Origin of the sequence: Parashewanella spongiae (genome assembly GCF_004358345.1) — a bacterium.
Classification (GTDB): Bacteria; Pseudomonadota; Gammaproteobacteria; order Enterobacterales; family Shewanellaceae; genus Parashewanella; species Parashewanella spongiae.
Window position 1 is genome coordinate 3,017,091 of the sequence record NZ_CP037952.1, and the last position, 11,945, is coordinate 3,029,035.

The 11,945-nt window shown below is 39.6% G+C and carries 6 protein-coding genes; 5 read left to right on the forward strand and 1 reads right to left on the reverse strand.

Translation table 11 applies throughout. The features are described from left to right. Positions 1-10: 10 nt before the first annotated feature. The 3 genes from E2I05_RS11785 (at position 11) to ltrA (ending at position 5,822) form a co-directional block, all read left to right on the forward strand. The gene (locus E2I05_RS11785; RefSeq protein WP_121853691.1) at positions 11-640 is read left to right on the forward strand and encodes a paraquat-inducible protein A; all 630 of its coding nucleotides are present in this window, start codon (positions 11-13) and stop codon (positions 638-640) included. After that, positions 627-3,269 carry a PqiB family protein gene (locus E2I05_RS11790; RefSeq protein WP_121853675.1) on the forward strand — a complete coding sequence of 881 codons (2,643 nt, stop codon included), beginning with the start codon at positions 627-629 and terminating at the stop codon, positions 3,267-3,269. Before E2I05_RS11785 ends, E2I05_RS11790 begins: the two co-directional genes overlap by 14 nt. 1,272 nt (positions 3,270-4,541) lie before the next feature. Further along, positions 4,542-5,822 (forward strand): group II intron reverse transcriptase/maturase, encoded by a 1,281-nt coding sequence (ltrA, locus tag E2I05_RS11795; RefSeq protein WP_133309653.1) that lies wholly within the window; start codon positions 4,542-4,544, stop codon positions 5,820-5,822. 137 nt (positions 5,823-5,959) lie between these two features. Here the strand turns inward: ltrA and dbpA are convergent, their stop codons facing one another. Beyond that, positions 5,960-7,375, reverse strand: coding sequence for an ATP-dependent RNA helicase DbpA (gene dbpA, locus E2I05_RS11800; protein ID WP_121854228.1), 1,416 nt, complete (start codon positions 7,373-7,375; stop codon positions 5,960-5,962). Positions 7,376-7,940: 565 nt separating this feature from the next. On the opposite strand from dbpA, the gene E2I05_RS11805 reads away from it, so the two are divergent. Further along, positions 7,941-10,196, forward strand: a complete 2,256-nt coding sequence (locus tag E2I05_RS11805) for an ABC transporter permease subunit (protein ID WP_121854227.1) — start codon at positions 7,941-7,943, stop codon at positions 10,194-10,196. An 89-nt stretch (positions 10,197-10,285) separates the two neighbouring features. Continuing rightward, the gene (gene pstA / locus E2I05_RS11810; protein WP_121854226.1) at positions 10,286-11,938 is read left to right on the forward strand and encodes a phosphate ABC transporter permease PstA; all 1,653 of its coding nucleotides are present in this window, start codon (positions 10,286-10,288) and stop codon (positions 11,936-11,938) included. Positions 11,939-11,945: the final 7 nt, after the last annotated feature.

Consider the following 11,945-nt stretch of genomic DNA (forward strand, 5'->3'; position numbering starts at 1 on the left):
TCATAGCGAAATGTCACAGACTAGTAGCACTCAGGGCAATCAAGTTGGCTTATATACTTGCCAAAACTGTAAAAAAGTCAACTTAAGCAAAGCTACAAAATGCTGTCGTTGCGATACAGCACTCGCTGAACGTGATTTTTTAAGCATTCAAAAAGCTTGGGCTTTATTAATCACTGCAGCCATCTTGTTAGTTCCTGCAAATGTTTACCCCATCAGCTTGATAACCAAACAAGGAAAAGTAACTGAAGACACTATTTTTTCAGGTATTTTACATACAATACACTTAGGCATGATCCCTATCGCCATTATTCTTTTTATTGCTAGTATTCTAGTTCCTTGGTTAAAAATCATTGGCCTTGCTACTTATTTAACTGCAATAACTTTCAAAATTCCCATGTCTAAAAGAACATTAATGCGTGGTTACCACATCATAGAATGGATTGGTCGATGGTCAATGCTTGACCTATGCGTCATATCATTAACTGTTGCTCTCGTTAATATGGGCCAGCTATTAGACGCTAAACCAGGCCCTGCTGCTACAGCATTTGCACTCGTTATTTTATTTACTCAACTTGCCGCTAAAGTACTCGATACCCGACTACTTTGGGATCGAATGGACAGTAAACATGATTCAAACTGAAACGCCCAAAATTGTCAAAAAGAAACTTTTTTCGCCAGTATGGCTTCTTCCAGTAGTTGCCATAATACTTGGTATCTGGCTCATCATTCGAGGTATACATGACGCAGGTATTGAGATTGAAATCCATTTTCCTAATGCCACTGGCATTGAAATCGGAAAAACTTTAGTAAAGTACCAAGGCGTAACTGTTGGTAAGGTGACAGATATTGCCATTGAGCCAGATTTGCGAGGCGTAGAAGTCACAGTAAATATGAACTACCGTGGTATTTCATTTTTAAATGAAAATACCCAATTTTGGTTAGTCAGCCCTAAGGCGAGCATTACCAAAATTGAAGGATTAGATACACTATTTTCAGGTAACTATATCGCCATTAAACCCGGTGATGGAAACATGGCTCTTCGCTTTGAAGCCAGTCTCGAAGCTCCAGCACAAATGCCAGCCAGTGAAGGAATGCTTGTCACTCTATTTGCCGACAAGCTCAGTTCACTTGATATTGGTTCTCACGTTTTTTATCGACAAATTCCTGTTGGTAACGTAGTAAGTTACCGTTTAAACCAAGACGACAAAGTAGCTATTAGCGTTTTCATCCAAAAGCAGTACGCAAATCTTATAAAAAAAGGCACTCATTTTTGGAATTCCTCAGGTGTTCAAATTGATGCTTCGTTATCCGGTATTTCAGTGAAAAGTGAAAGCCTTGCTTCGCTTATCGCTGGCGGTATTAGCTTTAACTCTCCCAAAGACAGTGAGTCAGCAAAAAGTGGTGATATTTATAAACTGTATGATTCAGAAGAGAATGCCTTAGGTGGTAAAGAATTTACAATCACCACTTCTAATGCAGAAAGTGTTAATAAAGGAACTCCAATCAAATATAGAGGCGTAAACATTGGTGAGATAGTATCTAAAAGGCTGATCAATTTAGGTCGTGTAGAATTGTCAGCCCGCATTTATCAACATTATGCTCATTTACTCACGGGTAGTGCAAAATTTTGGGTAGAAGGCGCTGATATTTCATTATCAGGCATTAAGAACCCTGAAAGATTGATATCTGGCTCAGTGATCAGCTTTTTACCCGGTCAAGGCGCCGCAAAGAGTGAATATCCTATTTTAAGCGAAACACCTGATGCAGCAAAACAGAAGAACGTTAAAATAAATATTACCAGTGATCAGAACTATGGTTTATCTATTGGTGCCGAAATAAAATACAAAGACATCACTATAGGTAAAATTAGTGCCTTAGCGTTGAATGGTAGTTTTACTCAAGTGGATTTCACCGCAGAAATTCGACCTGAATTTAAGCCACTGCTAACGAATAACAGTTACTTTGTGCCTAAATCAGCATTCGCTTTAGAAGCTTCCCTTGATAAAGTCTCTGTTAAAACAACGGGTATTTCATCGGCCATTACGGGTGCAATTGTTTTAATGAAACATCATGGCAAAACTACCAACTCAACCGCGCAATTCGCATTGTATGAATCCCTCGATAATGCAATGAGTATTTTTGAACAATCCAATACTACACTCATCGGCTTGTCCAATAAAAATGCGGCTGATTTACAAAAAGGTTCACTGGTTTATTATAAAAAAATGCAAATCGGTAAAATACAGTCTGTAAATTGGCAAGCCCAAACTGACTCATTTGACATTAAAGTGGGTATACAAAAAGAATTCACATCTTTGCTTTCAAATAAAACCGTTTTTTGGCGTAACAGTGCAGCAAAAATAAATGCTAGTTTGAGTGGAATTGAAGTCGATGTAGCGCCATTACAAGGTGCATTAAAAGGCAGTATCAGCCTAGGCTTGATAGAAACGTCTCAATACAACAAGCCTAATACGCAACTTTACGACTCTAAAAACCTTGCGCTTAATCAAGCGCAACCAATTACGATTGTTTTCCCAGCAAGTGTTAAATTAAAAGCCAAGGCTGAAATTCGCTATCAAGGTTTCCAAGTCGGCAAAGTTCAGGCCGTCTCGCTGAATAAAGATTTAAAATCAGTAACTGTTATAGCCTACTTATACGGCGAATACGCGCGCTACTTTAACAAAACTGACAGTCAGTTTGTTATTATTGATGCTGATATCTCGTTAGCTGGTATTACTGCACCTGAAACAATTATCACAGGGCCCTATATTAATGCCATTCCTTCATTAGGGAGTGGTACAAAGATTAATACCACTACTCCAACATCAAACTTTGTCGGAAAGCTTGCGAATGAAACTTATGCAAACTTACCAAAAGGTGCGGTAAAAATATTACTTATAAAGCCAGAACTTGGATCAATTAATATGGGCACTCGAATATTCTTTCGCGGCATCGCTATTGGGCAAGTAGACGGTTATAAACTGAGCGCTAATGGTAACGATGTAATGGTTTTAGCGCATATTACTAAGAAATATGCTCCATTAGTGAATAGCACAAGTAAGTTTTGGAAGCGTTCGGGCATTAAAGTTGATGCAGGACTTTTCTCAGGCGTTCAAGTTGATACAGGCTCTCTTGAAAATATTCTCGTTGGCGGTATCGCAGTTGCAACAGAGCATTCAACTGATTCAACCAATGCTTTAACTGATTCCTCTAGTTTTATGCTTCACGATGAAGCCAAGCAGGATTGGATAAAATGGAAATTTAAATAAAAAGCTAACTTCTAATTCGATATTATAAATTTATTAACAGCTAGATTTACAAAGCAGCACTGAACAAAACTTGCTGCTTAAACCTAAACATCATTTGAACGCTGAGTATATGATACCAATTACAGTAATTAAATTCCCAGCTCAGAGCTATGTATGTGTTCAAAGTACAAGTGAAATTGATGAAGACATAGTTATTACCGACATACAAAACTGTCGTTATTACATTGCTACGTTGAGACAGTTTTGTGTAGTAATTTGGACACATACAAGCTCCCGAAGGGCAAGGCTAAAGGATTCCATTACTATGTTACAAGTTTTTGAATTATCCCGACAAAAGCACTAAGTGCGTTGAACGCCAGTTTTGTATGGCGGCCGTAGGGAATATAGTACTTCAAACTTGCGCCTTGTACTTAAATCCTTTAGCTCTTGCTGAGTGGGAAGTTAATTACTGTAATTGGTATGAGTAACTGTTTGAGCAATACGATGATTTTATTATCATGTTCTTCACCCCATGAGTGAAATGCCCTACGCTCACAAGCTTGTTAAAATGGCTGCTATCTGCGTTATAACTTTTGCAAGTAGAATAATATTTGCTGCAAGCTACGCCTTACTTTTAGCCATTTTTTTTACGCTTGAGAACGCAGTCAACAGATGTTTCTAGGGAGCGCCACGAAGCGCTTTATTCTGTTGCGGGATTTGTCTCAACGTATACGCAGCCAAGCGATTACATGGCCATAAACCAGAGACAGCAACGTTATTATTTATAATAAGTCCATCAGGTTGAAACGTACCTGACGGGATAATTACCAGTTCATCCCGAAATCTGACGGGCATGCATAATGGGTAACCGCTATGACATGAAGCCCTGTGACAAAGGCCTTGAATAAAGGTTGAGATGCAATGTAGGCCGCAGCATCAAGCGAATTCAGTTAAGCGTCGTAAATCAAAAAATGAAGATGGGGAGTCTTTCCTAGTTGACGAACCCTGACACAAACAGAGAAGCAACTGGTAAATGCATCTGTTTGATCTTCCGGCGTAATATGAAGTGGCATGTATTGAAGGAAATAAAGTGAACGTGGGAGAGCCTGAGTGTTGGAAGGTAGTGACTTGCACTATCCGAATATAAGGTAAACCGAAATTTCAGATAGGGCGCTCAGGCAGTCGGATGAGCCCATAGTACCGTTAACCGTGAAGACAACATAACTTCACATCAGGGAAGGGGCTCAGTGTTACACCCGTTTTTTAACGTAACTTTTGAGGTGAAATTGCCATATGGCTAACACTCCAGTAAATATCAGAATATTACAGCGAAAACTTTACTTACGCTCAAAGCTTAACTCGGAGCTACGATTTTACAGCTTGTACGATAAACTCAGTCGCCTAGATATACTCGAAGAAGCCTATCGACGATGCAAAGCCAATAAAGGCGGAGCAGGAATTGATGGCATCACATTCAGTTGTCTAGAGCAGCAAAAGAAAGTCGTTGCGCTGTTAAAAGAAATTCAAACTCAATTACAACAGAAAAACTATCGACCTAGCCCAGTCAAACGAGTAGAAATACTCAAAGACAACGGCAAAACGCGGAAACTTGGGATCCCGATAATCAGTGACAGAATTGTGCAAATGGCGATGACAATAGTGATGCAACCCGTCTACGAACCTCATTTACATGAACACAGTTATGGTTATCGTCCATGTCGAAGCGCCCAGCAAGCGGTAAAAGTCATTGAAATGAGCCTAAAACAAGGCTATCAGCACGTACTTGATGCTGACTTGAGCGCCTATTTCGATACCATCCCGCACGCTAAGTTGATGGCAAAAGTAGAAAGGCGAATAAGCGACAGCAGCTTTCTGAGTTTACTGAAAAGCTTTATCAAAGCGCCCATCAGCATAGAGACGGTCAACGGGAAATGGCGAATAGAAGCAAGCCGATGTGGCACTCCGCAAGGCGGAGTTATCTCTCCACTACTGGCTAACATCTATCTCAACGATTTCTGTTTGAAAATACACGAAAAAACACCGTGTAAAATCGTTACCTATGCAGATGATTTTGTTGTACTTCATAAGCAAACCTACACACAAGAGCAACTGGACTGGATAACACAGCAATTAAGTGATGAAGGTCTGAAGCTAAATCAAAGTAAAACCCACTGTGTGGATATGGGAAAGCTGATGAATGAGTTTGATTTCCTCGGTTTTAACTTTCAACGGATCACAGGCCTCATCAAAGGCACCAGTTACATTAAGATACAGGCGTCTAAGAAGAGCCAAACAAAGCTGAAAAATAAACTCAGAGACATAGTGAAACACCGAACCTCAAATACACTTAGCGTACTGATAAATAAAGTTAATCAAGTTCTGAGGGGATGGAAACACTATTTTGGTGGGATAGGTTATCCCAGAGGTGTATTTTTCAGAATAAATGGATTTGTAGTAAACCGGTTCTATCGCTGGCATCGTCGCTTAAGTCAACGTCGAAGCAAGTATCTATCACGAGGTGCTTACGAAAAATTACGCCAAGCTGGTCTTGAGTATTTACCCACGACAAGATGATAAGCAAAGTGAAGGGGCTGAGAGAAGTGTAACAACAGAGCCGTGTGAGGGAAAACCTCATGCACGGAATCGAAGAGGGGCTGCTGGATAAGCGATAGCGAAGCCAGTAGCCTACTCTACTTAAAATCAGATAAAATCTAAACTAACCATGCTCTAAATGTGCGGCCTTTTATCTTACCACTAGTGATTTTGCGTAACGCTTTTTTCGCTAATGCTTGCTCAACGGCAACAAATGCTCGAATATCTGTAATATGTATTTTACCAATTTGAGCACCTGTTAAGTCGTTGCCATTGGTTAATGCCCCAAGTATGTCACCCGGACGTAGTTTTTGCTTCTTACCACCGTCAATTTGAATGGTTTTCATCAGCGGTGCTGGCGGAAAGATATCTAATGTACTTAATGGCGGTAATTCTTCGTTGGTAATCTCACGACCCAAAGATTCTGCTATTAGTTCTGTAATATAACCGTGTTCATTGAAAAAGGTATAAGCACTACCCTTACATCCAGCACGACCTGTACGCCCTACTCTATGTGTATGCACTTCAGCATCAAACGCTAAATGGTAGTTAAATACTGCATCAAGTGAATCAATGTCGAGACCACGCGCTGCAACATCAGTTGCTACTAAAATATTGATACTCTTGTTAGCAAACTGAAGTAATACTCTGTCACGATCTCTTTGCTCTAAATCACCATGAATAGCCAAAGCGCTAAAACCTCTATCAGCTAATTCATCGGCAACTTGTTGGGTTTCTCGTTTGGTATTACAAAACACTACGGCACTTTGCGGCTGTTTGTCTAAAATAAGCAATTGCAATGCTTGCATACGTTCATCGTTCGTTTTTAAACGATAAAAATGTTGCTCAATACTGTCGCTATTATGTGTTTCTTTCACCGTAACTCTTTTTGGTGAATACATAATACTTTCTGTCATTTTTTTAATTTGCTTAGGGAAAGTCGCACTGAATAATAGTGTCTGACGTTCAATTGGCATTTCAGCCAAAATTTGATCTACCGCATCTTGAAAACCCATTTCTAGCATGCGATCGGCTTCGTCCAAAATAAGCATATTTACATGACTTAAATCTAGGCGACCACGACTAAGATGATCCGTAATACGACCCGGAGTACCAACAATAATATGAGCGCCATGCTCTAATGAACCAATTTGCGGCCCCATTGGTACGCCACCACAAAGGGTAAGTACTTTTATATTGTGAATACCTCGCGCCAGTGTACGAATTTCTTTTGCTACTTGGTCAGCCAATTCACGAGTTGGGCATAACACGACTGATTGAATACGAAAACGCTTCACATCAAGTTTATGCAGTAAACCTAAACCAAATGCGGCAGTTTTACCTGAGCCGGTCTTTGCTTGTCCAATCACATCCTGTCCAGTTAAAATTAACGGCAAGCTTTCAGCTTGGATTGGTGTCATCGTTTGATACCCCATGGTATCAAGATTTGTAATTAATTCACTTTTCAAAGCTAACGATGAAAAAGCTGTTACTGGTTTTGCGGTTTGTGATGAAGACTGCTGAGATTCGCTCAAGATGTGTTTCCTAATTCTATTTCAATAACGCGTTTTATTTATCTGGCTAGATCTTACCAAAGTTTAAGTTATCTCACTCGCTTTTAAACGAATTATTATCATTATGATCCGTTAGCAACTTGGGCGTTTGCTAATCACATCATATACCATTTTGAAATAACTGCTTATTTCAATGGCTAAGAGTTAGGGTCTGTTGATCTTTCGTGATTGTTTTTGCAGCGATAAATTGGTTATTTTATGCAAGGCAGAGTTTGTGAGGTTTGGTTATTCCAAATAAAAAAACGATAACGCAGCAGAAATGACCAATTTACGCTGTCTTCGATGCTTTTGAGCATTCACTGTTCTGTGTTGTGACCAGCTCACTTAGATAGCTAAGCATCACTGCTCACGCCTTGAACAGATAAATGCTCAATAGCACAAAATTTAATCCTAAAAGATCAACAGACTCTAGGACTGTAATACAACTGTCATCTTTACGTCATACAATCCTCAACGTCAAAAAGGACTCGTAAATTTGTTACTTTTTCAACAATTTTGCACGCAGCGATTTAAATAGAGGTTCTTAATGGAAAGTCAGGTAAAACAACCTGGTTCAAGCTCCCAGATACTGTTTGCAAACAGTTCTGCTAGTCGTCGGACATTTAAAGATAAAGCCGTTAAAGTCGGTGTTGCTATTGGTGGCACTATGGTTTTTGTTGCGCTTTTACTCATCTTCTTTTATCTACTATATGTCATAAAACCTATCTTCGATGGTGCTTCGATCAATCAAGCCAATTCGATTACGGTCGAAAGTCAAAGTACTCCCAGCCTTCTTGTTGGCAGTGACGAACAAAATGAAGTTATTTATAGGGTATCTCAAAGTGGTGAAGTTGAATTCTTTTCAGTTTTATCTGGTGAGAAACTTCTAGACTTTAAACCACAACTCCCTGATGGTGTTACCGTAGTAAGTAGCAACAAAGCGATACCCAGCGAACAAATGTTTGCTTTAGGCCTAAGTAATGGTCAGGCTTTATTGCTTTCCATTAAATTTGGTGTCAGTTATCCAAACAACAAACGTGTTACCACTCCTAAAATTGATTTCCCAGCTGGAGATGAACCTCTGTTAATCGATGAAGTCGGTTCTCCATTACAACAATTATCTTTCGAATACACCAACGAACAAATGACTTTTGCTTATTTAAGCCCTACTGGCTGGAAGCTTAAACGCTTTATTGGCGAAGAAAACATGATGACGGAAGAAATTGAATGGACTTCAGAAGAAACAGATCTGGCTGATTCACCAATAAATGTCGATCAAGTGATCGTTACTCCAGATCAACGACAGTTTATGCTCAAAGCCATTGACAAAGTATTCGTTTACGATATTCGTTACTTAGACGAGGCTAAACTGCTTCAAGTTATCAACCTTGAACATTCTGATACCAAAGTCGTCGATATAAAACTATTAGCTGGTGCTAGCTCTATTATTGCCGCTTACGAGTCCGGAAAAGTTAGTCAATATTTCCAAGTTAACGGAGATAAAGGACGCTTATATCAACTAATCCGTGGATTTGATGACATTCCGCCAATCGCTAATGTCGCAACAGAGTTTTATCGGAAAAGTTTTTTTGTTGCAAGCCCTGAAGGTGAACTCACCTTGCTTTATACCACCAGTCAACGTGAACTATTAAGACAAAAATTTAATATCGGTAAGCCACAATCTATGGGCTTTAACCCCCGTTCAAACGGTTTAGTTGTTGATACGGGAAACAAAATTCACCTTTTTTCGGTTGATAACCAGCATCCTGAAGTTTCATGGAGCGCGTTATGGAACAAGGTTTGGTACGAGAGTTACCCTGAACCTCAATATGTGTGGCAATCAACATCCGGTACTGCTGATTTTGAAGCAAAATTAAGCTTAATGCCGTTAGCATTTGGCACCATGAAAGCGGCGTTTTATGCCATGTTATTTGCGGTTCCATTAGCAATTGCAGGTGCGATATATACAGCATATTTTATGTCCGCCAAAGTAAGAAGCGTGGTTAAACCAACCATTGAAATAATGGAAGCCTTGCCTACTGTTATTTTAGGTTTCTTGGCTGGACTCTGGTTAGCCCCTTTAATTGAAGAGCATCTACCCGGTATTGTGATGCTACTCATTATGTTACCGATATCAATATTAGTGTCTGCATTGTGCTGGAGTAAACTCCCTATGAAATGGAAGCAGCGCCTTCCTGAAACATATCAAGAGCTAATGCTAATTCCTGTGATTTGTTTTGTTGGCTGGGCAGCCTTTTCATTAAGCCCAGCAGTTGAAATTGCCTTTTTTGGTGGAGATACAAGGCAGTTTATCACTAATGACTTAGGCATTACGTTCGACCAACGAAACGCTTTAGTTGTCGGTATTGCTATGGGTTTTGCGGTTATCCCAACTATTTTCTCAATTGCAGAAGATGCCATCTTTTCAGTACCTCGCCATTTATCAAATGGCAGCTTGGCACTTGGTGCAACTCAATGGCAAACTCTCATTCGTGTTGTATTACTTACTGCAAGCCCTGGGATTTTCTCTGCTGTAATGATGGGGCTTGGACGTGCCGTTGGTGAAACTATGATTGTTCTTATGGCAACGGGTAACACTGCAATTATGGAATGGAGCGTACTCGAAGGTATGAGAACACTTGCAGCAAACATTGCAGTAGAAATGCCTGAATCAGCAATTGGTAGCTCACATTACAGAGTCTTGTTCTTAGCTGCTTTTGTATTATTTGTCTTTACATTCTTCTTTAATACGATTGCAGAAGTCGTTAGACAAAGATTACGTGAAAGATATAGCTCACTTTAAGTTGAGACATCAAGGAATAATAATGATCGATTTAACTGCGCTAATAAATGTACAAGAGATTGTATTACAGAACTGGAGAGATTTGAGAAATGGGTAATTGGTTTAAATCTGGCTCTCCTTGGATTTGGATGACAAGCGGAGCTGTAAGTTTAAGTCTAATCGCTGTATTAGGACTTTTATTATTAATTGCAAGCCGCGGTTTAAGTTATTTCTGGCCTAATAGTATTTATGAATGGGAACTTGTAGATTATAACGGCAAGAAAACAACTCTTATCGGCGAAATTTACGACACTGAGTTTGTCCCTACTGAACGTTTAGAGTCTGCTGGACACAAGTTTAAACAACACCCTGGTGAAACAGTAAAACGATACTTAATTAAAACAGGTAACCGTGAGCGCGTTGGCTTAGACTTCCGTTGGGTTTTAGAAACTGACATGGTAAGCCGAACCACTCCTACTGAAATTGCTATGTTTGAACGCAGCAAAAATGGAAACTTTTATGGTTACCCTATTGCCGTAGTTGAAGAAGGAAAAAAGCTTGAAAACGAGAATTTAGAAAAGTCATTACGTGAACATATTTCTAGAGCTGTCGATCTTTCTCATCAGGCTCTATCCCTACAAAAAAGTGATATTGGCAGCATCAACTACCAACTCGAAAAATTGCGGTTGAAAGGTAAAAAATACGAACTGAATAATGAACTTACCGTTGAACGCCAGCAAGAATTTCAACAACAAACAAACAAGCTTAATGAAGATTATAAATTACTCGAAAAGCAATTTTTTGCACTAAAAACACAAGCCGCTCGAGATGCTGTTTTAGTAAAAGATATGTCAGGTGACATTGTTAAACTTCCCATGGACTCTATTTTAGACGTTTCCTTTTTCAATCGAATGGGATTTTTAGATAAAGTCGGTCATTGGTTCACAGGTGTAGGTCGATTTGTCAGCGATGATCCTAGAGAAGCAAATACTGAGGGTGGTGTGTTTCCTGCTATTTTCGGAACCGTCTTCATGGTAATGTTAATGGCAGTTATCGTTACACCTTTTGGCGTTATCGCCGCGGTTTACTTACACGAGTATGCTAAAAAAAGCACTGTAACCAAAATGATCCGAATCGCAGTGATTAATTTAGCAGGTGTACCTTCTATTGTTTATGGCGTATTTGGTCTTGGTTTCTTTGTTTATATGCTAGGTGGCTCACTGGATCAGTTATTTTACCCTGAAGCTTTGCCAACACCGACATTTGGTTCTCCCGGTGTAATTTGGTCAGCACTCACACTCGCAATTTTAACTTTACCGGTTGTTATTGTCTCGACAGAAGAAGGTTTAAGCCGAATTCCAAGCTCAGTACGTCAAGGTAGTTTAGCTTTAGGTGCAACCAAAGCAGAAACCCTATGGCGAATTATCCTACCAATGGCAAGCCCTGCAATAATGACAGGTTTAATTCTTGCGGTAGCACGAGCTGCGGGTGAAGTTGCACCTTTAATGTTGGTTGGTGTAGTAAAACTAGCACCTACTCTTCCTATTGATATGAATTTCCCTTTCATTCACTTAGAACGAAAATTCATGCACTTAGGTTTCCATATTTACGATGTCGGCTTCCAAAGTCCAAATGTTGAAGCCGCAAGACCTCTGGTATATGCCACTTCATTTTTACTGGTATCAGTAATTGTGACACTTAACTTAACAGCAATTGGTGTTCGTAACCACTTGCGTGAAAAATACCGCTCATTAGAACATTAAAAAAGCA

Coding starts and splice junctions, on each gene's coding strand:
- E2I05_RS11785 (WP_121853691.1), top strand. CDS start 11: ATGTCACAGACTAGTAGCACTCAGGGCAATCAAGTTGGCTTATATACT.
- E2I05_RS11790 (WP_121853675.1), top strand. CDS start 627: ATGATTCAAACTGAAACGCCCAAAATTGTCAAAAAGAAACTTTTTTCG.
- ltrA (WP_133309653.1), top strand. CDS start 4,542: ATGGCTAACACTCCAGTAAATATCAGAATATTACAGCGAAAACTTTAC.
- E2I05_RS11805 (WP_121854227.1), top strand. CDS start 7,941: ATGGAAAGTCAGGTAAAACAACCTGGTTCAAGCTCCCAGATACTGTTT.
- pstA (WP_121854226.1), top strand. CDS start 10,286: ATGGGTAATTGGTTTAAATCTGGCTCTCCTTGGATTTGGATGACAAGC.